The sequence below is a fragment of the Zoogloea oryzae genome, assembly GCF_030161255.1.
Lineage (GTDB): Bacteria > Pseudomonadota > Gammaproteobacteria > Burkholderiales > Rhodocyclaceae > Zoogloea > Zoogloea oryzae.
In genome coordinates, this window is the sequence record NZ_BSPX01000016.1 from 1 (window position 1) to 26754 (window position 26754).

19 protein-coding genes are annotated in these 26754 nt (G+C 67.2%); 16 read left to right on the forward strand and 3 right to left on the reverse strand.

All coding sequences use genetic code 11. The features are described 5' to 3' along the window. On the forward strand, nucleotides 1–289 hold a 289-nt coding region (locus tag QQK25_RS07180), incomplete at its 5' end, for a hypothetical protein (RefSeq protein ID WP_284187323.1). 64 nt (nucleotides 290–353) lie between these two features. Further along, nucleotides 354–1583, forward strand: a complete 1230-nt coding sequence (locus tag QQK25_RS07185) for an MFS transporter (RefSeq protein WP_284187324.1) — start codon at nucleotides 354–356, stop codon at nucleotides 1581–1583. On the opposite strand, the gene QQK25_RS07190 is transcribed toward QQK25_RS07185, so the two are convergent. Beyond that, nucleotides 1584–2708: a GNAT family N-acetyltransferase gene (locus tag QQK25_RS07190; protein WP_284187325.1), complete on the reverse strand. Its 1125-nt coding sequence runs from the start codon at nucleotides 2706–2708 to the stop codon at nucleotides 1584–1586. Here QQK25_RS07190 and QQK25_RS07195 point away from each other — a divergent pair. The 4 genes from QQK25_RS07195 to gltX all read left to right on the forward strand — a co-directional run bounded on the left by QQK25_RS07195 (nucleotide 2697) and on the right by gltX (nucleotide 7867). Beyond that, nucleotides 2697–4253 carry a YwqG family protein gene (locus tag QQK25_RS07195; RefSeq protein ID WP_284187326.1) on the forward strand — a complete coding sequence of 519 codons (1557 nt, stop codon included), beginning with the start codon at nucleotides 2697–2699 and terminating at the stop codon, nucleotides 4251–4253. The two genes, QQK25_RS07190 and QQK25_RS07195, sit on opposite strands and share 12 nt — an antisense overlap. A 41-nt stretch (nucleotides 4254–4294) precedes the next feature. Beyond that, nucleotides 4295–5914, forward strand: a complete 1620-nt coding sequence (locus QQK25_RS07200; RefSeq protein WP_284187327.1) for an NAD+ synthase — start codon at nucleotides 4295–4297, stop codon at nucleotides 5912–5914. A gap of 91 nt (nucleotides 5915–6005) precedes the next feature. Further along, nucleotides 6006–6344, forward strand: coding sequence for a P-II family nitrogen regulator (locus QQK25_RS07205; protein ID WP_284187328.1), 339 nt, complete (start codon nucleotides 6006–6008; stop codon nucleotides 6342–6344). Between the two features lie 125 nt (nucleotides 6345–6469). Next, nucleotides 6470–7867 carry a glutamate--tRNA ligase gene (gene gltX / locus QQK25_RS07210; protein WP_284187329.1) on the forward strand — a complete coding sequence of 466 codons (1398 nt, stop codon included), beginning with the start codon at nucleotides 6470–6472 and terminating at the stop codon, nucleotides 7865–7867. Nucleotides 7868–7963: 96 nt separating this feature from the next. Here the strand turns inward: gltX and QQK25_RS07215 are convergent, their stop codons facing one another. Both QQK25_RS07215 and mnmC read right to left on the reverse strand, forming a co-directional pair. After that, on the reverse strand, nucleotides 7964–8776 hold the full coding sequence (locus tag QQK25_RS07215; protein WP_284187330.1) for a glycine zipper 2TM domain-containing protein: 813 nt from the start codon (nucleotides 8774–8776) through the stop codon (nucleotides 7964–7966). Between the two features lie 100 nt (nucleotides 8777–8876). Continuing rightward, the gene (gene mnmC, locus QQK25_RS07220) at nucleotides 8877–10790 is read right to left on the reverse strand and encodes a bifunctional tRNA (5-methylaminomethyl-2-thiouridine)(34)-methyltransferase MnmC2/FAD-dependent 5-carboxymethylaminomethyl-2-thiouridine(34) oxidoreductase MnmC1 (protein ID WP_284187331.1); all 1914 of its coding nucleotides are present in this window, start codon (nucleotides 10788–10790) and stop codon (nucleotides 8877–8879) included. Between the two features lie 211 nt (nucleotides 10791–11001). On the opposite strand from mnmC, the gene QQK25_RS07225 reads away from it, so the two are divergent. The 10 genes from QQK25_RS07225 (at nucleotide 11002) to QQK25_RS07270 (ending at nucleotide 26732) form a co-directional block, all read left to right on the forward strand. Then, on the forward strand, nucleotides 11002–11925 hold the full coding sequence (locus QQK25_RS07225) for a glycosyltransferase family 2 protein (protein ID WP_284187332.1): 924 nt from the start codon (nucleotides 11002–11004) through the stop codon (nucleotides 11923–11925). 133 nt (nucleotides 11926–12058) lie between these two features. Then, entirely contained in the window at nucleotides 12059–12877 is an 819-nt protein-coding gene (locus tag QQK25_RS07230; protein ID WP_284187333.1) for an ABC transporter permease, read from the forward strand. After that, on the forward strand, nucleotides 12867–14219 hold the full coding sequence (locus tag QQK25_RS07235) for an ABC transporter ATP-binding protein (RefSeq protein WP_284187334.1): 1353 nt from the start codon (nucleotides 12867–12869) through the stop codon (nucleotides 14217–14219). The genes QQK25_RS07230 and QQK25_RS07235 overlap by 11 nt, the downstream gene beginning before the upstream one ends. A 3-nt stretch (nucleotides 14220–14222) precedes the next feature. Beyond that, entirely contained in the window at nucleotides 14223–16835 is a 2613-nt protein-coding gene (locus QQK25_RS07240) for a methyltransferase domain-containing protein (protein ID WP_284187335.1), read from the forward strand. A 46-nt stretch (nucleotides 16836–16881) separates the two neighbouring features. Then, entirely contained in the window at nucleotides 16882–19578 is a 2697-nt protein-coding gene (locus tag QQK25_RS07245; protein ID WP_284187336.1) for a glycoside hydrolase family 99-like domain-containing protein, read from the forward strand. A gap of 99 nt (nucleotides 19579–19677) precedes the next feature. After that, the gene (locus QQK25_RS07250) at nucleotides 19678–22386 is read left to right on the forward strand and encodes an acyltransferase family protein (protein WP_284187337.1); all 2709 of its coding nucleotides are present in this window, start codon (nucleotides 19678–19680) and stop codon (nucleotides 22384–22386) included. Nucleotides 22387–22444: 58 nt separating this feature from the next. Continuing rightward, nucleotides 22445–24109, forward strand: a complete 1665-nt coding sequence (locus tag QQK25_RS07255; RefSeq protein ID WP_284187338.1) for a hypothetical protein — start codon at nucleotides 22445–22447, stop codon at nucleotides 24107–24109. A 102-nt stretch (nucleotides 24110–24211) separates the two neighbouring features. Further along, nucleotides 24212–25111, forward strand: coding sequence for a D-glycero-beta-D-manno-heptose-7-phosphate kinase (gene rfaE1, locus QQK25_RS07260; protein WP_284187339.1), 900 nt, complete (start codon nucleotides 24212–24214; stop codon nucleotides 25109–25111). A 9-nt stretch (nucleotides 25112–25120) separates the two neighbouring features. After that, nucleotides 25121–26122 (forward strand): ADP-glyceromanno-heptose 6-epimerase, encoded by a 1002-nt coding sequence (gene rfaD / locus QQK25_RS07265; protein WP_284187340.1) that lies wholly within the window; start codon nucleotides 25121–25123, stop codon nucleotides 26120–26122. Between the two features lie 22 nt (nucleotides 26123–26144). Beyond that, nucleotides 26145–26732, forward strand: coding sequence for an SIS domain-containing protein (locus tag QQK25_RS07270; protein ID WP_153161387.1), 588 nt, complete (start codon nucleotides 26145–26147; stop codon nucleotides 26730–26732). The last annotated feature ends 22 nt before the right edge of the window (nucleotides 26733–26754 follow it).

The following is a 26754-nucleotide window of genomic DNA, read 5'->3' on the forward strand; positions in this document are numbered from 1 at the left end:
GCTTGACGACGTGGCCCTTGCCCAGGCCGCCCTCGTGGCCGCAATCCGGGCCCTGCCGGTCGACGTGCCGCCCGAGGCCGTCGCCCCCGATCCCGCCGCGGTCGAGCAGGCCGTGGTGCGGATCGACGCGCTCCTGGCCGACGGCAACGTGGCCGTACAGCGCATGGTGCGCGATTCCGCCGCGCTGCTGGCGGCCCGCCTGGGGGCCGACATGGGCCGCTTCGAGCAGGCGGTTGAAGGTTATGACTTCGCCGCAGCCCAGGCGATCCTGGATGCTCACAAGCCCTGATTGACCGGGCCGGGCTTTCGGTGGATGCTGGCCGGCTGTTTTTCGTCAGCCCCCGCGTTTTCCGATGACTCCGTCCCAAGCCAATCCGCCGACGCCAGCGTCGTACTGGCCCCTCATCCTGGCCGCCTCTGCGGTGCTGATGGTGACCGTGGGCGTGCGCCTGTCCCTCGGGCTCTACGTGTCGCCGATCAACACCGCCACCGGCATCGGCATCACCGGCATCAGTTTTGCGATGGCGGTGTCGCAGTTCGTGTGGGGGGCGTCCCAACCGGTGTTCGGCGCCATCGCCGACCGCTACGGCCCGGCCGGATCGCTGTTTGGTGGTGCGGCGCTGATGGCCCTGGGGCTCGCGCTCACGCCCTTCGTCGAGAGCGAGTTCGCGCTCACCGTCACCGTCGGCCTGCTGGTGGCCGCCGGCGCCGGGGCGGGCAGCTTCTCGATCCTGCTGGGGGCGGTGTCCCAGCGCCTGCCTGCTGACAAACGTGCCTTCGCGTCGGGCTTCATCAACGCCGGCGGATCGTTCGGGCAGTTCGTCTTCGCGCCCCTGTCGCAGTTTCTGATCGGCGCCTACGGCTGGGTGACGGCCCTGTTCAGCCTCGCCGCGGTCACCCTGCTGACGATCCTGCTGTCGTGGCCGCTGCGCCACAAGGCCGAGCACCCGGCGGGCGGCGCGGCGGTGAGCATGAGCCTCACCGAACAGCTGCGCGTGGCCTTCCGCGACCGCAGCTACTGGTGCCTGCACGCCGGCTTCTTCACCTGTGGCTTCCACATCGCCTTCCTGGTCACCCACCTGCCCGGCGCGGTGGACCTGTGCGGCCTGCCGGCCAACGTGTCGGCGCTGTCGCTGGCGCTGATCGGGCTGGCCAACATCGTCGGCAGCCTGTCGGCCGGCGCGCTGGGGCAGCGCTACCGGATGAAGTGGCTGCTGGTGTGGATGTACGCCTCACGGGCGGTGATGGTGGGTATCTATCTCGTTTCGCCCAAGACGGATCTGACCTTCTACGTCTTCGCCATTGGCCTGGGCCTCACCTGGCTTGCCACCGTGCCGCCCACCGCCGGGCTGGTGGGCAAGCTGTTCGGCCTGCGCTACCTGGGCACGCTGTTCGGACTCACGCTGCTGTCCCACCAGATCGGCGCCTTCTTCGGCGCCTGGCTGGGCGGTATCGCGCTGGTGGAATCCGGCAACTACGACTGGATGTGGTACGCCGACATGGTGCTGGCGGGGCTCGCCGCGCTGGTCAATCTGCCGATCCGCGAGGAGAAGCTCCAGCCCGCCGCCTGCGGCGCCCGCTGATCACCCGTCCTGCCGCTTGAACGGCAGGTGCTCGGTGAGCTCGTCCAGATAGCCATCCACCCCGTCGCGCTCCTGGGCCAGGAAGCGCCGCACCGCGTCCCGGAAGCGCGGGTCGGCGATCCAGTGGGCCGAGGTGGTGCGCACCGGCTCCAGCCCGCGGGAGAGCTTGTGCTCACCCTGGGCGCCGCCCTCGAAGCGGGCGAGGCGGTGCTGGATCGCGTAGTCGATGGCCTGGTAATAGCAGGCCTCGAAGTGCAGGCAGGGGATGAACTCCGTCGCGCCCCAATAGCGGCCGTAGAGCGCCTCGGCGTCCTGCAGGAAGAGGCTGGCCGCCACCGGCGTGCCGTCGCGCTCGGCGATCATCAGCACGCAGGCGTCGGGCCGGGCGCGGTGGAAATCCTCGAAGAAGCGCAGCGTGAGATAGGGCGACGAGCGATGCTCGGCGTAGGTGCGGCAGTAGCAGGCGTGGAAGAACGCCCAGTCGTCCGCGCCGATGGCCGCGCCGCGCAGCACCCGGAAAGTCACCCCCGCCTCCGCCACCTTGCGCCGCTCCTGGCGGATCTTCTTGCGCTTGGGCTGGGCGAGGCGGGCGAGGAAGTCGTCGAAATCCCGGTAGCCGGCGTTCTGCCAGTGAAACTGCACCCCGTGACGGATCTCCAGCCCGGCCTCGGCGAGCCAGCCGGCTTCCTCGGCAGTGAGAAACAGCACGTGCAGCGACGACGCGCCGGAATCGCGTACGTGGTCGATCACCCCCGCGATCAGCGCCCGCCGGCTCGCCTCATCCACCCCCAGCACCCGCAGGCCCGGCACCGGCGTGAAGGGCAGGGCCGACAGCCACTTGGGGTAGTAATCCAGCCCGTGGCGCCGGTAGGCGTCGGCCCAGGCCCAGTCGAACACGTATTCGCCGTAGGAATGGTGCTTGAGGTAGAGCGGCATCGCCGCCAGGAGCCGGTCGCCGTCCCACAGCGCCGCGTGCTGGGGCATCCAGCCGGTGCCCGGCGCCACGCAGCCGGACGACTCCAGCGCCGCCAGAAAGGCATGGGACAGGCAGGGCTGATCGCCAGCGAGGGCGTCCCACTGGTCGGCCGGGATCTCGGCGATGGCGGGGTGGAAATGTTGGGGCATCAAAATAATCGCCGGGTTGATCTCGTTGATATTCTTGCTGAGGTGCCTTTAAGAACAAAACTCGGGTTCATAACTATTTGCGGGGGTGACTTGAACGTTTATATCGTAGAGGGCATGGGAGGGTACTTCTTCTTGGGTTATCCAGATGATCCTACCTTCCATGAACGGACGCGATTGGAGATCAATCGCCGCCAATTCGCTGATTCATGGTGCTCTGTCTCCTTTGGTTGGGATCGGGACGTGAAGCCAAAGCCAGAAAAAGGGCGACCCGATGTTTGCCTAGGGTGTGGGGGCGTGCTGATAAGTGCCGCTGCGGTGCCCGTTTTGCTGCCTGACCCTTCGGCCGACTGGGAATTGCTCCCAATCCTGATCGAAGATGAACCTTGGTACGTCGTCAATGTTCTGCGCACCACGCATGCGTATGACCCCGAGCGGAGCGACTTCCGACGGTTCTCCTCGGAGAGCGCCTTGATATTCAGTTGCCGGAAAATTGTTCTGACCGACCCAGCTTTACTCGACGTGGAGGTCTTTACACTTGAGGACTCGACGCGAGGGGAGGTGTTTGTCACCGAAACTTTCAAGCGGCGTATCGAAAGTGCGGGCATTGGTTACGCGGTGCGTTTTCGGGAGGTCGGCTGTATTGATGAGTCGGGAGAGTCTGTCACCGAGGGCCCACGGCCACAGCCAGCTCCGTCGGCGACCGACCCGATCCATGCCTGCCACGCGGGCTTGCCGGCGCCCACGTCTCTTGCGCCAAACCATAAAGTCGAACCGATCATGTCCACCGACGAAGCCCTCGACCTTCTGCTGGCGCAGCAACGGCCGGCGTTGCAACTGGTGCCTGCGGCTTCTGCAGGCTGGTCGCAAGTGGGCGGACAGCCCAATCTGCCGGACGACATGGCGTGGCCAATGGGCTGCGAGGGGCCAATGGCGTTTCTGGCCCAGCTCGATCTCGCCGAGATTCCGGGCGCGCCCGTCGTGTTGCCAGGCCTGCCGACAAAGGGCTGCCTGTATTTCTTCTACGACCCCGACCTGCCGCCCGATGCGCTCGACCGGGGTGAGGGCCCCGGCTGGCAGGTGATCCACCTGGCGCAGCGGCCCACTGCTCCTCCACGTGATATGCCCGATGCGCTGCCGGATGATTTTCGGTTTGCTGCGGCTGCGGTGGGTTTTCGGGCGATTCGCACCGTTCCGAGCTTTGAGCGGATCGGCGTGGATTGGAGCAGGCTGGCGGATGACAATTTCGATCGCTTCGACGAGCTCAGGGACGGCGCCTATGGCGAGCACGCTTTCCACCAGATGGGTGGCTACCCGGCCAACATCCAGGACGACACGATGGAGGAGGAGTGTCAGCGGGTGGCCGAGTCGCTGCGCCAGCGGTCGGGCCTCGACCCCGCCGGCTGGCGTCTACTGCTACAGGTGGGGTCGGATGAGGCACTCGGGATGATGTGGGGCGACGGCGGAAACATCTATTTCTGGATTCACGAGGACGATCTGGCGCAGGGCGATTTCTCGCGGGTGTGGGCGGTCCTCCAGTGCTTTTGAGCGGTTATTTGTGGGCCTGCGCTGCGGTATAGTGTCGCCCCATGAAAACCCCACTTTGCGTCGCGATTGCCCAGATCAATACGGTCGTGGGCGACATCTCCGGCAATGCGCGCCGGATCCTGGAAGCGGTGACCCGGGCCAAGGCCGCAGGCGCCGATGTGGTCCTCACCCCTGAACTCGCCCTGTGCGGCTACCCGGCCGAGGATCTGCTCCTGCGGCCGGCGTTCATCGACACCTGCGCCGACGAGCTGGCGGCCCTGGCCACCCAGGTGCAGGGCATCACCGTGCTGGTCGGCTATCCGGCCCTGTATGGCGGCGAGCGCTACAACGCCGCCGCGGTGATCCGCGACGGGCGCATCACCCACACCTATTTCAAGCACCGCCTGCCCAACTACGAGGTGTTCGACGAAGAGCGCTACTTCGAGCCCGGCACTGAAGCCTGCGTGTTCGAGCTGAAGGGCGTGAAGATCGGCGTGAACATCTGCGCCGACGTGTGGGAAGCCGGCGCCGCCGACGGTGCCCGCGAAGCCGGCGCCGAGTTGCTGCTGGTGCTCAACGCCTCGCCCTTCCACATGAACAAGCAGCAGCTGCGCTACGACGTGCTGCGCGAGCGCATCGCCGACACCGGCCTGCCGGTGGCCTACTGCAACCTGGTGGGCGGCCAGGACGAACTGGTGTTTGACGGCGGCTCCTTCGCCCTCGACGAGGACGGCACGCTGGCCTGGCAGGGCGCGATGTTTGCCGAAGAGCTCTCTCTGCTGCACTTCGCCGACGGCCGCTGGCAGGAGCGCAGCGTGCCCGCCGAGCGCCCCGTCGAGGCCGACGTGTATCAGGCGCTGGTGCTGGGCGTGCGCGATTACCTGGGCAAGAACGGCTTCCCCGGCGCGCTGATCGGCCTCTCCGGCGGCGTGGATTCGGCGCTCACCCTGGCCATCGCCGTCGACGCCCTGGGCGCCGACAAGGTGCGCGCGGTGATGATGCCCTCGCCCTACACCGCCCAGATGAGCCTGGATGATTCCCGCGAGATGGTCCGCCGCATCGGCGTGCGCTACGACGAGATCGCCATCGAGCCGGCCATGAAGACCTTCGCCGCGATGCTGGCGCCCCAGTTTGCCGGCCTGCCCGAAGACACGACCGAGGAGAACCTCCAGTCGCGCATCCGCGGCATGATCCTGATGGCGCTCTCCAACAAGACCGGCGCCATCGTGCTCACCACCGGCAACAAGAGCGAGATGGCCACCGGCTACGCCACGCTGTACGGCGACATGGCCGGCGGTTTCGCGGTCATCAAGGACATCTACAAGACCTTCGTCTATCGCCTGTGCGCCTGGCGCAACGCTCAGCCCGGCGGCCCGGTGATCCCCGACAACATCCTCACCCGTCCGCCTTCGGCCGAGCTCAAGCCCGACCAGTGCGACCAGGATTCCCTGCCGCCCTACGAGGTGCTCGACGCCATCATCGCCGCCTACATGGAAGACGACCTGTCGCCCCGCGAGATCGTCGCCCAGGGCTACCCGGAGGTGGACGTGTACCGCGCCGTGGCGATGCTCCGTCGCAACGAGTACAAGCGCCGCCAGTCGCCGCCGGGGGTGCGCGTCACCCAGCGCGGCTTCGGCAAGGACTGGCGCTACCCGATCACGTCGCGTTACCGCGACGCCTGAACCTTCCTTTCAGCATCCCGTTGGCGAGGCCCGGAACGCCCCGGGCCAGCCTTTCGGGCTAGAATGCAGAATCGTTTCCTGGAGACCGCCAATGAAAAAAATCGAAGCCGTGATCAAGCCCTTCAAGCTGGATGAAGTCCGCGAGGCCCTGTCCGAAGTCGGCATCACCGGCCTGACCGTCACCGAAGTGAAGGGTTTTGGCCGGCAGAAGGGTCACACCGAACTCTACCGCGGCGCCGAATACGTCGTGGATTTCCTGCCCAAGATCAAGATCGAGGTGGTGGTTGCCGGCGATGTGGTCGAGCAGGCCGTGGACGCGATTATCAAGGCCGCCCGCACCGGCAAGATCGGCGACGGCAAGATCTTCGTGATGCCGGTCGAGCAGGTCGTCCGCATCCGCACCGGTGAGACCAACGAATCGGCGATCTGATCTGCACACAGATCAGCCCAAGGCAGAAGGCCCGGTCATGCACCGGGCCTTCTGCTTTCCGGCGGGCCGGTGGCGATGGGGCTTTTGATAGAATCGCGGCTTTCGTCTTCACCCGGATCTCCGCCATGGCTTCTACCGTCCGCACCCGCTTCGCCCCCAGCCCCACCGGCTACCTGCACATCGGGGGGGCGCGCACGGCGCTGTTCTCGTGGGCCTACGCCCGTCGCCACGGCGGCACCTTCATCCTGCGCATCGAGGACACCGACGTGGCCCGCTCCACGCCCGAAGCCGTCCAGGCCATCCTCGACGGCATGAGCTGGCTCGACCTCAACTGGGACGAAGGCCCGTTCTACCAGATGCAGCGGATGGACCGTTACAAGGAAGTCATCCAGCAGATGCTGGCCGCCGGCACCGCCTACCCCTGCTACATGCCGCCCGAAGAGCTCGACGCCCTGCGCGAAGCCCAGCGCGCCCGCGGCGAAAAGCCCCGCTACGACGGCCGCTGGCGTCCCGAGGCCGGCAAGGTGCTGCCGGAGCCGCCCGCCGGCGTGTCGCCCGTGATCCGCTTCAAGAACCCGACGGATGGCGTCGTGGCCTGGGACGATCTGGTGAAAGGCCGCATCGAGATCGGCAACGCCGAGATGGACGACCTCATCATCGCCCGCGCCGACGGCACGCCCACCTACAACTTCTGCGTGGTGGTGGACGACTGGGACATGGGCATCACCCAGGTCATCCGCGGCGACGATCACGTGAATAACACCCCGCGCCAGATCAACATCCTCAAGGCCTTGGGCGCCACGGTGCCCCAGTACGCCCACCTGTCGATGATTCTCGGCGACGACGGCCAGAAGCTCTCCAAGCGCCACGGCGCGGTGAGCGTCACCCAGTACGACGACGACGGCTACCTGCCCGAGGCCGTCATCAACTACCTCGCCCGCCTGGGCTGGAGCCACGGCGACGACGAGATCTTCTCCCGCGCGCAGCTGGTGGAATGGTTCGATCTGGATCACATCACCCCGTCCGCCGCCCAGTTCAACACCGAAAAGCTCAAGTGGCTCAACGCCCACTACATCAAGCAGACCGACAACGCCCGGCTGGCCGCGGATGTGTCGCGCCGGCTCGCCCAGCGCGGTGTCGATCCCGAGAGCGGCCCGGCCCTGGAGGCGCTGATCGCCCTGTACAAGGATCGCGTGTCCACCCTGGTGGAGCTTGCCGATGCCGTCGAGCCCTTCTACATCGACCTGCACCCGGTGCCCGAGCTCATCGCCCAGCACCTCACCGACGCCGCCCGCACCGCGCTCGCCACCCTGCGCGGCAAGCTGGCCGATGTGGTCTGGGAGAAGGCGCTGCTGAGCGCTGCGATCAAGGAAACCTGCACCGCCCACGGCATGAAGATGCCTCAGGTGGCGATCCCCTTGCGTGTGGCGCTGCTGGGCCAGCCCCAGACGCCGTCCATCGATGCGGTGCTCGAAACCATGGGCCGCGAGCGGGTGCTGGCGCGGCTGGATCGGGTGCTGTAAGCCCGGCGTCGGCAGGCGTTCGACAAGTAAAAAGCGCGGCCCTCGGGTCGCGCTTTTTGCTTGGGGCGGCCGCTTTGCGAGCCGGCCGGAGAAGGATCAGAAATCCGCGCTGCGGCGGGGTTGTTCGGCGCCGGCGACGATCTGACCGTTGCGCACCCGCACCGGATCGCCCACGCGCCATGCCGGTGCGCTCTGCTGCTCGATCACCCGGCGGGTGCCGTCTTCGAGCTTCACGGTGATCTGGTAGTGGCTGATGGTGCGGTAGCGGCGCTCGGCCTCGTTGCCGGCCAGGCCGCCCAGCACCGCGCCGCCGATGCGGGCGATCTGCTTGCCGGAGCCTTCGCCCACCTGATGGCCCAGCACGCCGCCGAGGATGGCCCCGCCGATGGCGCCGATGCCGCTGCCTTCACCCTTCTGCTGGATCGCCTCGATGTGCTCGATCACGCCGCAGTCGCGGCAGACGGGCGGAGGAGCAGGGGGCGCATCGGCGACCCGACGGCCGGCGTGTTCGCCCGGGGGCGGTGCGTCGCGAGGTGCAGGCACTGCGTCGGCCGGCGGCGGATCGCCGATGACCGCAGCCTGGGCTGGTTTGGGATGGGGCTTGGGTTTCGGGGGCGCCGTCTTGGCCGGGGCGGGTGCGACGTGCTCTGCCTTGGCCGCGGGCGGCTCGGGTTTGGTCTCGACCACGGGCGCCGGAGCGGGCTCGGCGGCCGCGATGGGCGGGGGCGCCTCGATCGGCTTGATGGGCGTTGCGGGGGCGGTCGCCACGCTTTCGGGCTCGGCGGGCTTGCTGAAATCAGGCAGGACGCCCGCCAGCTTGGCGACGCCGGCCAAGCTGACGGCGGTGACGGATGCGGCAGCCACCCACAGCATCGGGTGCAGGCCGGGTTTGTTCGGGGTCGTGCTCATGGTGGGTTCTCCGTTCGAGTTCACAGCTTAACGCTGCCGCCCGGGTATGGCGCACCGCGGCAATGGCCGCTTACAAAATCATCCGGAATGACGTGGGGGCCTATTCCTCGCTGCCGGCGCCAGGGCGCGGCGGCTTGAGCAGGTATCGGGCCGGGTCGAGTGCATCCACGAGATCCCGCTCCAGGGGCAGTGGATCGCCATTGATCTGGCTGGCCAGCAGCTCGCCCACCAGGCTCGCCCACACCAGCCCGCGGGCGCCAAAGCCGGTGGCGGCAAACAGCCCGGGCTGGCGGGGGATGTCGGCGAGCGGCGTATTGCGGTCGACGCTGGCCACCGCCGGCATCGCGCCGACCATCGGCAGGCGGTCCGGCGAGGCGGGGCGGAAGCCCACCCGGCCGTCGAGGCTGGTCGGATCGAAGGGGGCGGAGAAGCCGGGCAGGATGCCGTCGAGCTTGTCGAGGTTCTCCCGGTGCTCGGCTTCGCGCAGCTCGGTGCTGTCGTCGTCGGCGATGAAAGTGGCGCCGGCGCAGCGGATGCCGTCTACCTCCGGGCTCACGTAGCCGCCGCGGCACACCACGACCTCCGGCGCGCCGCCGGGCGTGGCGGGCAGATGCGACACCTGACCGCGGGCGGGCCGCACCGGCAGGCTGGCCGCTTCGGGGATGGCGCGGATGCCGACGCCGTTGGCGAGCACCATCACCGGCGCCCGGGCGATCTCGGCGCCGGATTCGTCCAGGGCGAGCCACGTGTCGTCGCGCCGTTCGAGCTTCGTCAGCCGGCGGCCGAACCGCGTGGTGATGCGCTCGCCGCCCGCCGCCAGATTGGCCGCGCACAGGGTCGGCGGCTGGATCCAGCCGCCCTGCGGGAACCACCAGCCGCCTTGCTCCACCGGCCAGCCGGCCAGTTTGGCGGCTTCGTCCCGATCGGCGAAGCGCAGGTAATCCGTCGGATAGCCGTGGGCCTCGACGACGGCCTGCATCTTGCCGGCCTGCTTGTCGTCGCGGGCCAGATGGAGCACGCCGGTGGGCGCCCAGCGCACCGGGTGGCCGGCCTCTGCGAGGCGGGCGAGGTGATGCCGGCCGTAGAGGAATCCGGCCCGGGTGATGCGGGCGAGGCGGTTGTCGTCGAGGCTGGGCAGGGGGCGGAACACGCCCGCCCGGTTGCCCGAGGCGCCCTGTCCGGGGCCGTCGGCTTCGTCGATCACGGTGACCTGCCAGCCGCGGGCGGCTAGGCGTTCGGCCACCGACGTACCGGCGACGCCGGCACCGATCACCAGCGCCCGGCGGGGCTGAACCAAGTCGGCGGCGGGTGCATCCGCGCGGTGGCCAGTGAGCATCTCGCGCTTGCCGCCAAAGCCCGGGCGACACTCCAGCGCGAAGCCGGCCGTCTCAAGACCACGGCGGACATTGCCGCTAACCGACCAGGTTGCCAGCGTGGCTCCCGATGCGGCCAGTCGGGCGAGCTGGGCAAGCACGGCCGGCGACCACAGGTCTGGATTGCGCGCGGGTGAGAAGCCGTCGAGAAAGAAGGCGTCGGCTGCCGCGTGCAACTGGGGCAGCGCGTCGACGGCATCGCCAAAAATGAGCGTCAGCACGACCCGTCCGCGGTCCAGATGAAGCCGGTGCGTCCCCGGCGTGAGCGCCGGCCAGTGGCGGTGCAGTTCGCCTGCCAGCGGGGCGAGTTCGGGCCACGCTGCCTGCAGGCGCGCCAGGTCCTCGGCGCAGAAGGGGTGCTTCTCCACCGCAACGAAATGGAGCTGCGCGCAACGCGCCGGATCGCTGCGCCAGGCGTCCCAGGTGGCGAGGAAGTTCAGGCCGAGGCCAAAGCCCGTCTCAATGATGGTGAAGCGCTCGCGCCCGATCCAGCGCGAAGGAAGCCTGTTGCCATCCAGGAAGACCTGTCGCGCCTGTCCGAGTCCGCCCGCGGTGGTGTGATAGACGTCGTCATAGGTGGGCGAGTAAGGTGTGTTGTCGTCGGTCAGGACGATCCGGGCGGGGACGATGGGGTGAAACATGAGCAGTCTTGGGGGAGGAGGGTCGGTCTGCGACCACGCTTTTGGTGCGCCGCAGCAGGCTGGTTCGTGATAAATTTGACAGGTTTTTGCAAGGCTGCATGCGGCCGGCCAGCGGTGCCGGAGGAATCTGGAACTCGGGGGCTCTGGCGTTGGTTGTTTGTGCTTGCTTCGGTGGGTTGAGCGTTCGGACGTTGCGCGAAAGGATGCCGGCATGACCCGGCCCGACGTGGCCATCCTGATGGGCACCTACGAGGGGCCGGAATTCTTCGGGCGCCAACTCGAATCCATTATTGCCCAGACCGTCACCGGCTGGAAACTCTGGATTTCCGACGACTCTTCCTCGACTGTCATGCGCGATGCGCTCCGCGATTACGCGGGGGCGCTTTCCGGGCGCGTGCAGTGTGATGCGGGGCCGAAGGGTGGGTTCGTGGCGAACTTCCTGCACCTGGCGTGCCGTGCCGATATCGACGCGCGTTACTTCGCCTTTGCCGATCAGGACGATATCTGGGATGCAGACAAGCTCGAGCGGGCGCTGGCCTGGCTTGAAACCGTGCCGGAGTCGGTGCCCGCGCTGTACTGCGGGCGGGTCCGGCTGGTGGATCGGGATGGCCGCGAGCTGGGTCTGTCGCCGCTGTTTGCAAGGCCGCCGGCCTTCCGCAATGCCCTCGTGCAGAGCATTGCCGGGGGCAACACGATGGTCTTCAATGCGGCGGCGCGGCGCCTTCTGATGAAGGCCGGCGCTGACGTCGATGTGGCAGTGCACGATTGGTGGATCTACCTCGTCGTCTCGGGGTGTGGCGGTGTGGTCAGGTATGATGCCTGCCCATCACTGTCTTACCGTCAGCATGAAGGCAATGTCATCGGTGGCAATTTCACCTGGGGTGCCATGGCGAGCCGGGTGCTCCGGGCACTGGGCGGTGGGCAGCAGAAATGGCACGACGGCAACCTGCGGGCGCTGGCGCGGCTGTCCGATAGCCTCACGCCCGACAGTCGGGCTTGCCTGTCAGCATTCGAGGAGGGTCGCGGGCGCTGGCTGGTGCCGCGAGTGATGGGCTTCCTGCGCGCGGGCGTGTATCGCCAGACGTGGCGCGGAAGCCTCAGCCTGTTTGCGCTGGCACTGCTGGGGCGGCTCTGAGCGCCGTACGAATTGAAGAGACGCGCGGCCTGATGCGGGCTGCTGCGATACAAGAAAGAAAACGGATTCTTGCTGTGGGTTTGATTTTGGTAAATAGCGCGTTGTCGGGAAGCGCTGCGGAGGCGTGCTGCTGATGCGGGCTTTCTCGATCAGTCCGGGCGAGTTGATCGCCTCCGTGGTCCGTAACCGGGCCCTCATTGCCGCGCTGGTGAAGCGGGAAGTCATCGGCCGCTATCGGGGCTCGATGCTCGGCATCCTGTGGTCCTTCTTCAATCCGGTGTTCATGCTGGCGGTGTACACCTTCGTCTTCAGCGTGGTGTTCAAGGCGCGCTGGGGGGCGGGCAGCGACTCGAAGACCGAGTTCGCGCTGGTGCTGTTCACCGGGATGCTGGTGTTCGGCCTGTTCTCCGAGTGCGTGACGCGCGCGCCGGGTCTGATCCTCGCCAATGCCAATTACGTCAAGAAGGTGATCTTTCCGCTGGAGATCCTGCCCTGGGTGGCGCTGGGTTCGTCGATCTTCCACATGCTCATCAGTCTCGGCGTGTGGCTGCTGTTCTACGTGCCGCTGTTCGGGGTGCCCGGCATCACGGCTCTGCTTTTCCCGGTGGTGATGCTGCCGTTGGTGCTGCTCACGCTGGGCCTGTCGTGGTTCCTCGCCTCGCTGGGGGTTTACCTGCGTGACGTGTCGCAGCTGATCGGCATCCTCACCACCGCGCTGATGTTCCTGTCGCCGATCTTCTTTCCGGTCACCGCCCTGCCCGAGGAGTTTCGTCCGCTGCTCAACCTCAATCCGCTCACGCCGGCCATCGAGAGTGCCCGGGATGTGCTGATCTGGGGGCGCGAGCCCGATTGGGCGCTGCTCGGCGCGAGCCTGGCGGCGAGCACGCTGGTGGCGTGGCTGGGCTTTGCGTGGTTCCAGAAGACGCGGAAGGGGTTTGCCGATGTCATCTAGATCCGTCGTCCTGACCCTCGACGACGTGGGCAAGTGCTACCAGACCTACGCCAACCCGCGGGATCGCCTCAAGCAGTTCATCCTGCCCCAGGCCCATCGCCTGCTGGGCCTGCACCCGAAGCACTACGCCCACGACTTCTGGGCCCTGCGTCACATCTCGCTGGAGCTCGAGAAGGGCGAGTCGGTGGGCATCGTCGGCAAGAACGGAAGCGGCAAGAGCACCTTGCTCCAGATCGTCACCGGCGTGCTGTCGCCCACGGAAGGGCGGGTCGAGACTCGCGGGCGGATCGCCGCGCTGCTGGAGCTTGGCTCCGGTTTCAACCACGAATTCACCGGCCGCGAGAACGTCTTCCTCAACGGCGCCCTGCTGGGCTTCAGCCAGGCCGAGATCGAGGCCCGCTTCGATGACATCGCCGGCTTTGCCGACATCGGCGAGTTCATCGACCAGCCGGTCAAGACCTACTCCAGCGGGATGTTCGTGCGTCTCGCCTTTGCGGTGCAGGTGCAGCTCGAGCCGGACATCCTGATCGTCGATGAAGCCCTGGCGGTGGGCGACGCGCTGTTCCAGAAGCGTTGCTACCAGCGGCTCGAGCGCTTCCTGTCGAGTGGTGGCACGCTGCTGTTCGTCTCCCACGACCAGGAAGTGGTGCGCACCCTCACGTCCCGTTCGGTGCTGCTCGATGGCGGCCACTGCCGGGCCATCGGGCCGTCGTCCGAGATCGTCCTCGAATACCGCCGGCGCCTCCACGAAGAGGAAGTCCGCTACGCCAGCACCCACAAGCCGCCGCCCGAAGCGCCGGCCGAATCCGCCGATGCCGCGGCGCCGGTGCCCGAGTTGGTGGAGGACAAATCGTCCTTTGGCGATTTCGACGCCTACATCAAGCGTGTCGATGTCTTCGTGAACGGCAGCCCGTCGCTGGGCACGGTGCACCCCGACGACGAGATCCGGGTCAGCGTCACCTATCACTTCGTGAAGCCCCAGACACGCCTGTCCTTCGGCATCCGCCTGCGCAACCGCGAGGGCGTCAAGGTTTACTCCGGCGGTACCTTTGCGGCCGATCTGAATGCCGCCCAGGGCAATCCGGGCTACGAGGGTGTGTGGCACAAGCAGTTCGAGGCGGGCGAGGAGTTCGTCGTGGACATGAGCTTCCGCTGTCTGCTGGGCGAAGGCTTTTATGAGGTGCAGGCCTACGTCTGCGAGGAAGAGATGTTCATGCCCGGCTACCAGCGCATGCTGCACTGGAAGGACGAAGCGGCCTTCTTCAACGTGGCGATGGACCGACTGAAGCGCTGGTATGGCGGTGTCTGCGACATCCAGCTCAACTACGCGTTTTCCAAGTAGATGATGACTGCCGATTACCTCGAATCGCTGGGCGAAGCGGTCTTCAACGCGCTGGGTGTGTGCCGCGTCGGGCTGGCGGGCGATGCTGCCGCGCTTGCCGGACGCCTCGCCGCCCGCGGCATGGCCTGCCCGGCTGCGGGCCCGCGGGATGCGTGGGTGATCGTCACCACGCTCGATGAGCTGGTCCGTGGCGAAGTGATTCCCGTCGATGCCGGCGCCCATCCGGCCTTCGTGGTGTGCCGCGATGCGGCCGAGGCAACCGCGCCGCTGCGGGCGCGGGTCGAGGCGGCGATGATCGGCCACGGCTACATCAAGCACCCGGCCACCACCGAACTCTTCGGCTATGCCCGGCTCGACGCCAGCAACACCGAATGCTGGGCGCTGTTCGACTACCGTCCGCCGGTGTTTGCCGACGGCGACACGCCCGACCGGCTCAAGCGCGAGCGTGACCTGCACAGCGACATGCTCCGCGAAGCCGGCGTGCGCTCCGACGCCCACGTGGTGCGCTACCAGTTGGCGGCCACACTGGTCCGTCCGGGCGACACCGTGCTCGACGCCGCCTGCGGCCTGGGCTACGGCAGCCACGTGCTGGCCAGTCTGTCGCCGGCGGCGCGGATCACCGGCATCGATCTCTCCGACTGGGCGGTGGATTTCGCCCGGCGCAACTACGCCAGCGATCGCGTCGACTTCCGTTGCGGATCGCTGCCCGAAGCGCTGGACGAGGTGGCGGATGCCTCCGTCGATTTCGTGGTGTCCCTCGAAACGCTGGAGCACGTCACCGACCCGCAAGCCCTGCTGGCGGCCTTTGAGCGCGTGCTCAAGCCCGGCGGGCGGATCTTCGTGAGCGTGCCCAACGACTGGGCCGACGAGACCGGCGAAGACCCGAACCCCCACCACCTGCACGTCTACGACTGGGCCCGCGTGCGTGACGAGCTTGCCGCGCACTTCGTGGTGGAATCCGCCTGGAGCCTCACCGCCAGCGGCTGCAAGACCGGCGCCGACCGCGTCTGGCGCCCGCAGCCGCGCAAGCTTGACGCCGTCGGGCTCGATGCCGCCGCTGCCACCGAAGGCGAATGGTGGCTGGTGTGCGCCAGCAAGTCGCCCCTGGTCGACGCGCCGCGGCCCTACGACGAAACCATCCACACCGGTTTCGAGGGCGCCACCCATCTGGTCGATTTTGCCGAGCACTACGACCGCTCGTGGCTGGTCCACGCGATGGTCGAGCTGCCCTGGCGTATCCGCGACAAATCCGCGCTGCTGGCGCTCGCGCAGGCCGTGGTGGCCGGCGCCCGCGCTGGCTCCGCCGATCTGGGCGCCGGGCTCACCGTCACCGGCTGGCGGATGCTCGAAGATGCCGGCCCGGCCGGCGCGGCCGCCGACGACTGGCTCGCCCGGGTTGGTGCCTATCTCGACGCCGGCCACGCCGACGCCAACCCCCATGTACGCCGCTGGTGCGTGTCGCTGGACTACCTGCGCGCGCGCTTCCTCGAAGCCCGAGGCGATGCGGCCGGCGCCGATGCTGCCTATCAGGCGGTGGTGGACGCCGACGTGCTGCACATCACGCCCACTCTTGGCACCAAGCAGGCCGATGCTGCACTGCGCGCCGGCGTGCTGGCCTTCCGTGAAGGGCGCGCCGACCACGCCGTGGTCCGCTGGCAGGCCGGGCTCGATGCCGCCTTCCGCTGCCTGCGGGCCGATGCGCTGGAGTTTGTCGGCAATCGCAGCAAGCCCTTCATCTTCGCGATGAACGATCTGGTGGAGATCGCCGACGGCGCCACTCGCCTGGGCAACGCCATCCGCGCGGTGACCAGCCACAGGCCGGACGAGCGGATGACCGTCGCCCGTCTGCTTGGCGGTGTCACCCAGCGCTCCCTGCGCAGCGCCCTGGGCGAATTGCAGGCCCGCGTCGGCCAGCTCTCGGCCGATCTCGACCGCCACGGCGAGGCCCTGGCCACGGCCCAGTCGCTGGCAGAGGCGCGGGGTGCCCAGGTCGAACACCTGCAGGCCGCCCTCGACGACGCCCAGGCCCTGGCCCGTCAGCGCGGTGGCGACCAGCACGAACTGATCGCCCGGCTCGACCAGACCCAGGCGGCGCTCGAAGAAATCCAGGCCTTGGCCCGTGCCCGGGCCGACGAGGTTGCAACCCTCACCGCCAGGCTGGACATGACCCAGGCTGCGCTGGAAGACGTCCAGGCCCTGGCCACCGCCCGCAGCGGCGAGACCGCAGCGGTGTCCGCGCGCCTCGACCAGACCCAGGCAGCCCTGGAAGAGACCCAGCGCCTCGCCATCGAACGCGATGCCGAGATCCGCAGGCTGCAGGGCGCGATCGAGCACCTGCAAGGCCTCGTAGCCGAACGGGACGCAACGATCCGTTCCCTCGAAGCCGCAGTCGCCGAGCGGGATGCGAGCATCGGCCGCCTTGATGTTGCAGTCGCCGAGCGGGACATGCGTCTTGCTGATCAGGCGGCGCACATCGACGCGCTCACGGCGGCGGTTGCCGCCGCTGATGAGGAAACCCGCGTCTGGCAGGGCCGCCACACCGAAGTGGTCAACTCCCGCGCCTGGCGCGCCGCGTCGGCGCTCGGCCTGACGCCCAAACCTTCCGGTGGGCGCTGAGCGCGGCCCGACCGATCACCCCATTCAATTCTTCAAGAGTCGCAAAATGTCCCAAGTCTGGATGAACCTTCCGCTGACACCGACCAACGACCTCGTCAAGGACGAGGCGTCGGGCACCTGGACTTCGGTTGGTGACGATCCACAGCTTTACGTGGATCTCGAAGCCAATGGCCAGGGCGGCCTGCAGGGCTGGGTGCACGTCGAGCTTGAACTGGAGTTCATCGAGAACGCCCGCCGGCCCCAGCTGTTCTGGGACGACGGTTCGGGCTTCAGCGAGAGCAAGACCTGCCTGATGCCGCTGCCCGTGGGCGGGCGCAGCAGCCTGTTCCTGTTCTTCCACTACCCGCTGCGCGCGCTGCGGGTCGATCCGACCAACTGCGAGGCGAAGTTCCGCCTCGGCGCCCTGAAGGTTCGGCGCACCTCGCGGGTGGCGGCCGCTGCCTCGGCGGCGCGGCCCTACGTGCGCCGGGCGATCAAGAACCCGGGCCTGTACTGGCGTTTCGGCCGCGACGTGGCCGAGCTGTGGCGTCTGAAGGGCTCGCACTCGGTGCGCCTGGCGGTGCAGGAGCTCATCTCCACCCAGAGCGGCGCCCAGATGCGCCAGTACGTGGGCACCCAGCTGGCCTTTGCCCGCCAGGGCATCGGCCGCAGCAAGTCGGAAAGCCGCAGCGGCGGCGGCGCGGTCACCTTCGGCCACGGCCGCATGAAGAGCGCCGGCAAGGGCGAGCGCATGCACATCGGCATCGGCCTCGTCGAGCACTTCGGCGACATCGTGGCCTGCGAGCCGGTGGTGCGTCACCTGCGCAAGCAGTACCCGGATGCCGAGATTTCGTGGGTCGTGCGCGACATCTTCCGCGAGCTGATCGACAACCATCCCGAGATCGACAACACCATCGCCGTCGATTGCCTGACCGACTGGCTCAAGTGGCGCTCCCACGGCGCCTTCGACAAGATCGTCGATCTGCACGTGAACGGTCGCATCTGCCAGAGCTGCCGGATTCCCCTCAACAAGACCGAGGGCGATCTAACCATCACCGGCGACACCCACTTCGTGCATGGCAACCTGCTGCAGGCCATGACCAAGGGGGCCGGCATCGAGGTGCCCGACGACGCGCCGCGCATCTACATCCCGGAAGTGGCCCGCACCACCGTCGATGGCCTGGGCCTGCCCGAGCGTTACGTGGTGTTCCACACCAAGTCGAACGCCGACGAGAAGGACTGGAACTTCGCCAACTGGAAGCGCCTCGCCCTCGAAGTCATCGAGAAGGGCTACGACGTGGTCGAGATCGGCCTTTCGCCGAACATCCATGACGTGCCCAAGGGCTACCACAACTTCTGCGGCCGCACGACGCTCCTCGAGGCCGCCGAGATCATCCGCCGCGCCGCGCTGTTCGTCGGCGTCGAGAGCGGCCCCGGCCACTTTGCCAACGCGGTGGGCACCCGCTCGGTGATCCTCATCGGCCAGCTCCAGCGCTTCAAGACCTACAACCCCTACAGCGGTGATTTCGGCAAAGAGAAGAACATCATCTTCGCCCGCAACAGCGATGGCCCCGCCGCTGCGCTGGGCTACGAGCCGGTGCGCGACGCGGTGGTGAAGGGCCTGGGCGAGGGCGCTGCGGCGCCTGCTGCGGCGATTTCCGTCGTTGAGACGGCCAAGCCCACGGCCAGTCAGGATGTCGATCCGCGCCTGATCGCCTTCTACCTGCCCCAGTACCACCCGATCCCCGAGAACGACCACGCCTGGGGCAAGGGCTTCACCGAGTGGCGCAACGTGGGCAAGTCCGGCGCCTTCTATGAGGGCCAGTACCAGCCGCGTCTGCCGGGTGAACTGGGCTACTACGACCTGCGCCTGCCGGAAGTCATGGAACACCAGGCCGAGCTGGCCAAGGCCCACGGCATCCACGGCTTCTGCTACTACTACTACTGGTTCAACGGCCGGCGCCTGCTCAACAAGCCCCTCGACCAGATGCTGCGCAGCCGCAAGCCGGACATGCCCTTCTGCTTCTGCTGGGCCAACGAAAACTGGACTCGCCGCTGGGACGGCATGTCGAAGGAGATCATCGTCCCGCAGAACCACTGCCCGGAAGACGACCTCGCCTTCATCCGCAACCTCTTCCCGGCCTTCGAGGATCCGCGCTACATCCGCGTCGATGGCAAGCCGCTCCTGATCGTCTATCGCACCGATCTGTTCCCGGATCCGGCGATGACCGCCGAGCTGTGGCGCAACGAAGCCCGCAAGGCCGGCTTCGGCGATCTGTACCTGCTGCGCTGTGAGAGCAACGACCCCTTCACCACGCCGGATTCCATCGGCTTCGACGCCTCCTACGAGGTGCCGACCTTCATCCTGCCGGATGAGCTGAAGCTCGACGACCTGGGCCCGCTCAAGGTGTCGCCGGATTTCGTGGGCCGCATCTTCGACTATCGCAAGATCGTCGATTACTACTGCAACCGCCCGCCGGTTCCGTACAAGCGCTACCGCGACCCGATGCTGGCCTGGGACAACACTCCGCGCCATGGCAACCGCGCCACGATCTACCACAACGTGACGCCGGAACTCTACGAGCGCTGGATGCGAGACTGCTATGAGGACGCCCGCCGCAAGTTTGTCGGCGAGGAGCGGCTGGTTTTCGTGAACGCCTGGAACGAGTGGGCCGAAGGCTCGTATCTGGAGCCCGACCTGAAGTTCGGTCGGGCCTATCTGGAGGCGACTGCCCGAGCGGTGGGCCATCCTCTGGGCCGCTGAGCGGCGAGGACGCCATTTTCCCCGTTCGAGGTTTCCCGCCACGGCCCCCAGCCGGACGTGGCGGGGCCGCCTGAAGGCACTGCAGAGACAGGATCGGCCATGTTCTATTCCATCAACTTCCTCCGGTTCATCGCCAGCGTGGGCGTGGTGATCCACCACGCCCTCGGCTTTACGGGCACCCAGATCAGCGTGGGTGCGGCCGGCGTGGATGTGTTCTTCATCATCAGCGGGATCGTCATCGGTTTCTCCACCGGAGAAAAGACGACCCCCTATGCGTTCTTCGCCAAGCGTTTCATCCGGGTTCTGCCCTTGTACTGGCTGGCGACCTTTGCCTACCTGGGCTTCAAGTTCCTCGAGTGGAACGACCTGCCCCAGTGGGAGACGTTCTGGCGTTCGATGCTGTTGTGGCCGGATTTCGGGACCGGCTGGCATCCGATTTATTACCCGGGCTGGACGCTGGGTTACGAGCTGTTCTTCTATCTGATCTTCGGCTCGATCTTCATCTTTTTCCGCAAGAACGCGGCGGCCCTCTGTGCGCTGGTGATGTGCTGCGTGTCGCTGGTGCTGATCCCGGTGCCCGGCAAGACGGGTGTCTACTTCGATAGCCGTCTGTGTTTTGAATTCGTGTTCGGCCTGATCTTCGCGCACCTCTTCCTGAAGCGCCGGATGGTCATCGATTCGAAGCTCGGCACGGCCAGCGCCCTCGCGGCGATCGTCATCTTCAGCCTCAACTACACCTCGAACGGGATCGATCGCGTGCTTGCCTGGGGCGTGCCGAGCCTGCTGCTCGTGATCGGTCTGTTCGCCCATGAGCGCTCGCCTTTCTTCCGCCGCCGCTTTGCCGTGGTGCTCGGGGATGCCAGCTATTCGGTCTATCTCGTGCACATCACCGTCATCGAGTTCATCCTCGAGACGCTCAAGCGTAACGACGTCTCCGCAGAGGCGATCAAGGCACAGTGGCCGCTCACGCTGTTGGTGCTGGTGGGGGCGTCGGTGGCTGTCGGCGTGATGGTTCACCGGTTCGTGGAACAGCCTCTCCTCGAATACCTGCGCCGCGTGCTGCTCGGCGGTGAGCGGTTGAAGACGCCGGTTGCCGATGTCGAGGCCGTCCTGCCGGTGGCGGAGGCGCCTGAGGACGTGCTTCCCGAGGCCGCGCCGTCGCCGGTCGTGCCGGCTGTCGCCGCGCCCAAGCCAGAGCCCGTTGCCGCACCGCCGCGCGTCCGCAAGCCGGTGGTTGTCGATGAGCGCCGTCTGCCGCTCAGGCTCGACTGGAAGCCGCTCACGCTGCCCGTACTGCTGGTCGGGGTCTTCCTGGCGTGGGTCGTCTCCCGCGCCTTCGACTGGCCTCAGGCGGACGATTTCCTCCTCGTTGACTGGTTTCGTCGGCTCTTCATCACCGGCGAACTGGGCATTGGTGACGTGCTGACGCTCAAGAACGGACCGCACCCGGTCGGCTTCCAGGCCCTCGTCACGGTGCTGCTCTTCAAGGTCTTCGGGGTCAGCTTCAACCTGCTGGTGGGTCTCAACCTGCTCATCGCGGCCACTTGCGGGCTGCTCCTCTCGGCCCTCGTGCTGTCCGACAGCAACAGCCGTCTCGTGAGGTGGGTTGCGCCCGTCCTGCTGATGGTCGTCTTCCTGCATCCGATCCAGATGAACCACCTGGTGTGGCCGTTCGAGCTGGGGTGGTTCATGGTCAGCCTGGCCCTGGTGGCGAACGTTGCGCTGGTGGAATTCCGTGGCGTCCGGGCGGTTCCGTGGGTCGCCGTGGTGTGCCTGCTGGGCACGATGTCCACCGGACAAGGCGGTTTCCTGTGGGTGCTGGCGGGCCTGCACTTCCTGCTCTTCGGCGGCCCCGGGCGTTATGGCCGGGCCGGCGGCTTCCTGATGGCGTTCGTGGTGGTCTCGGCCTACCTGACCTCCAGCACCGGTGAAGTAAGTGGGCTGATGAACGATGGGGTCGGCGGCTTGATCCTTTACTTCGCGCAGCTGTTCGGTGGCGTCTTCGGTGTGCGCGGCACGCGCAGCACCTGGGTGCTCGGCGCGCTGGTGCTGGCTGTCGCCCTTGGCCTGGCAGTGGCTGCCATCGTCCGTCGGCAGGCCGCCCGGCCGATCGAGCGGGCGGGCGTGGTGCTGGTGGCAGGCGCCTTGCTGATGGCGGTCGGTTTCACGCTGGCGCGCTACAAGTTCGGCATCGTGTGGGCGCTCGACCGTTTCCACGCAGCGCCGCTGCTGGTTCCGGTGCTGGCGGGCATCGTGCTGCTCGCTTCCCGTTATTTCGAGACGGGCGCCTCCGTCGCGGCGCGCGGCCTTGCCCTGGTCGCCCAGACCGGTGTCGTGGCAAGCGTGGTGATGGCGGTTCCTTATGCCACGGGGCGTTTCGACGAGCAGATTACCGCCCGGGGCTTCGGCATGGCCGTGGCGTGCGATCAGCAGGACGACCCTTACCTGGAGACCTCGGCCAGCGGCCTTGCCGACTGGAGCTTCTTCCTGCTGACCAAGAACCGTGACGTCCTGGCCCCGCTGTGCTCCGACCGGCTGCCGGTCGATGCCCGTGCGTTGCTGAAGCTGCCGGACGACTTCGCTGGCTGGATCGGCCGCGAGCCGGCCACCGCCGATGGCCTGACCGCCCTGTGGCGGATCTACCAGACCCACGGCGACCTGCAGCGGGCTTTCCCGCCGAGCCAGCCCGAAGTGGGCAAGAACCTGCTCATGTTTGCACGCAACAACGCGCTGACTGGCAGCCAGTACGAGAAGGACATCCTTGGGCCCCATGCAGACCTTTACGTCCGGCTGCACGACGCCAAGTGATGGTGCTGATGAATGAACCGGCAGGCTTCCACCGGGCAAATCGTGGTGAGGTGAATTGATGACTGAAAACAACCTGGCTGTGACCGCTTATCCCGGTCGTGCACAATGGGTCGGCGCCGGCGCCGTTGTCGGGCTGGCCTTCCTGCTGTGCCTGTACTTCGTGCTGGCCTTTGGGGTGAATGTTCCGTTCTGGGATGAATGGGAGCTGCTGGCCCGCTTCCGCGAGATCTACGCCGGACGGATGAACTGGTGGGATCTCGCGCTCAGCAAGCACAACGAGCACCTCATCGGCTTCGCCTTCCTGGTGGGCAGCCTGCAACTGCTGCTGAGCGGTTTCGATTCAAAGCTGCAGCTGGTGTCGGGCGTGCTGATCCAGGCCCTGGCCTTCGGCATCATGGCCGCGGCGCTGTGGCGCAGCGTGCCGGAAGACCGCCGGCCGTTGTGGCTGGCCCTGTCGTCGCTGATCTGGTTCTCCCTGTCCCAGCACAAGAACCTGCTGTGGGGGTTTCAGACCGCGTGGTTCCTGGTCACGCTGCTGCTGGCGATCACCCTGGCGTGCCTGCATCGGGCCAAGAACCTTGAAGGCCGTGCTGGCGCCGGCCAGTGGGTGGCCCTGGCGGCGGCCAGCGCGCTGCTGGCGAGCTTCACGTCCACCCAGGGGGTGATCGTGTGGCTGGCGGCAGCGGTGTATCTGCTGGTACGCGAGAGCTATCAGCTCGGCGCCTTCTTCCGCAGCCGCATCAGCCGTCTGTGGATGGTGGCGGCGGTGTTGGCCGGTGGCGCCTTCGTGTCCGTCTGGCTGCTCAAGGGCGGCGGCGGAGCGGGCGGCGGCGGCGAGTTCTCGATGCGTGCTTTCGGCTACATCTTCGTGGGCATCCACGGCGCCTTCCTGGGCGATGTGGGCGTGCTGGGCGTGGCTGGCTTCGGGGCGGTGATGCTGGTCTTCGTGGGGCTCGCCCTCATCAAGGCGCTGGCTGCCCAGGACAAGGCGGGCTACGCGCTGCCGGTGGCGCTGATCGTCTTCGGGCTGGTGTTCGTGCTGCTGGTGGCCATCGGCCGCGCCAAGTTCGGCACCGGCGCGGCCCGCGACCCGCACTACACCGCCTATTCGCTGATGACCTTCTTCGGCGCGCTGACGATCTTCCTGCGCCGGGACGCCGCCGTGGCGGGCCGGGGCCTGATCGGGCTCGGCGCCGCGCTGTTCCCGGCGATGGTGGTGGTGGCCACCTTCGCATCCACCTACGACGCCGTGCTCAAGGGCATCGACTGGCGGCGCAGCCAGGGCCTGTCGGCCGCCACGCTGCTGAAGTTCCGCGAGGCGCCGGACTTCGTCCTCGCCAGCCTGCTGTTCGGTGACGCGGGGCTGGTCCGCAGGAATGCCGAGTTTCTCGAATCGAACCGCCTCGGCGTGTTTGGCGATCCTCACGCGGTGCCCGAGGCGGTCAAGCCTTACGTCGACATGCCGCCGACCCTGGTCGCGTGGCAGGAGCGCTATCCGGATCGCAAGGCCGCGATCGTCCGGGCCTGGTGGGTGTATCAGATCGGCAACGACCTGCGCCGGGCTTTTGACCCGATGGCAGGCGATTTCGCCGAGCGCCTGATGGGGTGGTCCTACGGCGCATCGCGGGACGGCGACCACTACCTGAGTACCCACCTCAAGGATTTTGCGGCGGACTTCGAGGCCATGCACAAGGCCGAGGATGCGCGGAAGTCTGTAAAATAATGACGCTATGGTCGGTTCCGCTGATGCGGTGCTCCGGCATGTATGCAATTCGAAAGGATAGGGGTGCAGACCTGTTCAAAATTTGAGCCGCGCAACTGCCGCATGCTGGTGGTTGGCGACGTGATGCTGGACCGCTACTGGTTTGGCGAAGTGAACCGGATTTCCCCCGAGGCGCCGGTGCCCATCGTGAAGGTGGGGCGCACCGAGGAGCGTCTTGGCGGGGCGGCCAACGTGGCGCGCAATGCTGCCGCCCTGGGTGCAAGGACGACACTGCTGTCGGTGATCGGCTGCGACGAGGCCGGCGCTACCCTGCGCCGCCTGCTCACCGAGGGGGGCATCGAGGCGTCGCTCAAGGAAGATCCGGAGCTAAACACCATCGTCAAGCTGCGGGTCATCGGCCGGCAGCAGCAGCTGCTGCGCATCGATTTTGAAACCACGCCGTCCCACGAGATCCTGAAGGCCAAACTCGCCGAGTTCGAGCAGCGGGTGGCGGAGAGCGACGTGGTAATTCTCTCCGACTACGGCAAGGGCGGTCTGACCCACATTGCCGAGATGATCCGCGTCGCCCGGAGCGCGGGAAAGCCGGTTCTGATCGACCCGAAAGGCGGCGACTACAGCAAGTACGCCGGCGCGACCGTCATCACCCCCAACCGCGCCGAACTGCGCGAGGTGGTGGGCGACTGGTCGTCCGAGGCGGAGCTCGTCGCCAAGTCGCACAAGCTCCGTGCCGAGCTGGGTATTGATGCGCTGCTGCTCACCCGCAGCGAGGAGGGCATGACGCTCTTCACCGCCGATCAGGTGGTCAGCCACAAGGCCGAGGCGCGGGAGGTGTTCGACGTCTCCGGCGCCGGCGATACGGTGATCGCCACCCTCGGCGCCATGCTGGGTTCGGGCGCCGACTGGGCAGAAGCAATCCGGGTGGCAAACGTCGCGGCGGGCATCGTCGTCGGCAAACTGGGAACGGCCGTCGTCTCGCGGGAAGAACTCGCGGCGGCCCTGTAAGGGAACAACATGCATATCGTGGTTACCGGCGCAGCCGGCTTCATCGGCGCCAACATCGTCAAGGCCCTCAACGAACGCGGGCTGACGAAGATCATCGCCGTGGACAACCTCTCCAAGGCCGACAAGTTCAAGAACCTCATCGACTGCGACATCGTCGACTACCTGGACAAGCAGGATTTCCTCGCCCGCCTCAAGGCCGGCGAGTTCGACGGCAAGGTCTCGGCGATCTTCCATGAGGGCGCCTGCTCCGACACCATGGAGACCGACGGGCGCTACATGATGGAGAACAACTACCGGTACTCCCTCGCGCTGCTCGACTGGTGCCAGGCCCAGGGCGCCCAGTTCCTGTACGCCTCCAGTGCCGCCACCTACGGCGCCAGCACGGTGTTCAAGGAAGAGCGCCAGTACGAAGGTCCGCTGAACGTCTATGGCTACTCGAAGTTCCTGTTCGACCAGATCGTGCGTCAGCGGCTGGCCGCCGGAGCCACGTCACAGATCGTCGGCTTCCGCTACTTCAACGTGTATGGCCCGCGGGAATCCCACAAGGGCCGCATGGCGTCGGTGGCCTTCCATAACTTCAACCAGTTCCGGGCCGAAGGCAAGGTGAAGCTCTTCGAGGGCTCCCACGGCTATCCGGACGGCGGCCAGATGCGCGACTTCGTTTTCGTCGGCGATGTGGCCAAGGTCAATTTGTTCTTCTTCGACAACCCGGGCAAGTCGGGCATCTTCAACCTCGGTTCGGGCCGCGCCCAGAGCTTCAATGACGTGGCCGTGGCGGCCGCCAACGGCTGCCGTCGGGCGGCCGGCGCGGCGCCCCTGTCCCTGGCCGAGCTACGCGCCCAGGGCGTGCTCGAATACGTCGCCTTCCCCGAAGCCCTCAAGGGCAAGTACCAGGCCTTCACCCAGGCCGACCTCACCCGTCTGCGGGCCGCCGGCTACGAGGCGCCGATGACCACCGTCGAAGACGGTGTGGCGCAGTACGTGGATTGGCTTAACAGCCGCAATGCCTGAGGCCGGAAGCGACATGGGAGCCATGGAATCAGTGGTGATGGCCAGCCTGCGCGAGGCGCGGCAGGCCCTGGACGCAATGCTCGACAACCCGGCCGTGGTGGCCGCGGTGGCCCGGGCCGGCTCGGCGCTGGCCAAGGCGCTGGACGCCGGCGGGCGGGTTTATTCGTGCGGCAATGGCGGCTCGATGTGCGACGCGATGCACTTCGCCGAGGAGCTCTCCGGCCGTTACCGGCAGGATCGTCCGGCCCTCGGTGCCGCGGCGATCAGCGACGTGGGTCACCTCACCTGCGTGGGCAACGACTACGGCTACGACCGGGTCTTCGCCCGCTACGTCGAGGGCCACGGCCGCGCCGGCGACTTCCTGCTCGCCATCAGCACCAGCGGTTCGAGCCCGTCGGTGCTCAACGCGGTGGCGGCGGCCCGGGCTCGCGGCATGCAGGTGATCGGCCTGCACGGCCGGCCGGGTTCGCCCCTCGCCCAGATCTGCGACTTCGACATCTGCACGCCCGCCGGCGCGTTTGCCGACCGGGTTCAGGAATGTCACATCAAGGTGATACACATCCTGATCGAGATCGTCGAGCGCCAGCTTTTTCCCCGGAACTACGCGTGACGGCGCCCGGCGCCGCACCGGT

What these genes read in the sequence shown, in the direction of transcription:
- QQK25_RS07195 (WP_284187326.1), top strand. Translation starts at nt 2,697, where the DNA reads ATGTTGGGGCATCAAAATAATCGCCGGGTTGATCTCGTTGATATTCTT.
- QQK25_RS07185 (WP_284187324.1), top strand. Translation starts at nt 354, where the DNA reads ATGACTCCGTCCCAAGCCAATCCGCCGACGCCAGCGTCGTACTGGCCC.
- QQK25_RS07240 (WP_284187335.1), top strand. Translation starts at nt 14,223, where the DNA reads ATGACTGCCGATTACCTCGAATCGCTGGGCGAAGCGGTCTTCAACGCG.
- QQK25_RS07205 (WP_284187328.1), top strand. Translation starts at nt 6,006, where the DNA reads ATGAAAAAAATCGAAGCCGTGATCAAGCCCTTCAAGCTGGATGAAGTC.
- gltX (WP_284187329.1), top strand. Translation starts at nt 6,470, where the DNA reads ATGGCTTCTACCGTCCGCACCCGCTTCGCCCCCAGCCCCACCGGCTAC.
- QQK25_RS07190 (WP_284187325.1), bottom strand. Translation starts at nt 2,708, where the DNA reads ATGCCCCAACATTTCCACCCCGCCATCGCCGAGATCCCGGCCGACCAG.
- rfaD (WP_284187340.1), top strand. Translation starts at nt 25,121, where the DNA reads ATGCATATCGTGGTTACCGGCGCAGCCGGCTTCATCGGCGCCAACATC.
- QQK25_RS07255 (WP_284187338.1), top strand. Translation starts at nt 22,445, where the DNA reads ATGACTGAAAACAACCTGGCTGTGACCGCTTATCCCGGTCGTGCACAA.
- rfaE1 (WP_284187339.1), top strand. Translation starts at nt 24,212, where the DNA reads ATGCTGGTGGTTGGCGACGTGATGCTGGACCGCTACTGGTTTGGCGAA.
- QQK25_RS07215 (WP_284187330.1), bottom strand. Translation starts at nt 8,776, where the DNA reads ATGAGCACGACCCCGAACAAACCCGGCCTGCACCCGATGCTGTGGGTG.
- QQK25_RS07245 (WP_284187336.1), top strand. Translation starts at nt 16,882, where the DNA reads ATGTCCCAAGTCTGGATGAACCTTCCGCTGACACCGACCAACGACCTC.
- QQK25_RS07235 (WP_284187334.1), top strand. Translation starts at nt 12,867, where the DNA reads ATGTCATCTAGATCCGTCGTCCTGACCCTCGACGACGTGGGCAAGTGC.
- QQK25_RS07200 (WP_284187327.1), top strand. Translation starts at nt 4,295, where the DNA reads ATGAAAACCCCACTTTGCGTCGCGATTGCCCAGATCAATACGGTCGTG.
- QQK25_RS07270 (WP_153161387.1), top strand. Translation starts at nt 26,145, where the DNA reads ATGGAATCAGTGGTGATGGCCAGCCTGCGCGAGGCGCGGCAGGCCCTG.
- QQK25_RS07225 (WP_284187332.1), top strand. Translation starts at nt 11,002, where the DNA reads ATGACCCGGCCCGACGTGGCCATCCTGATGGGCACCTACGAGGGGCCG.
- QQK25_RS07250 (WP_284187337.1), top strand. Translation starts at nt 19,678, where the DNA reads ATGTTCTATTCCATCAACTTCCTCCGGTTCATCGCCAGCGTGGGCGTG.
- mnmC (WP_284187331.1), bottom strand. Translation starts at nt 10,790, where the DNA reads ATGTTTCACCCCATCGTCCCCGCCCGGATCGTCCTGACCGACGACAAC.
- QQK25_RS07230 (WP_284187333.1), top strand. Translation starts at nt 12,059, where the DNA reads ATGCGGGCTTTCTCGATCAGTCCGGGCGAGTTGATCGCCTCCGTGGTC.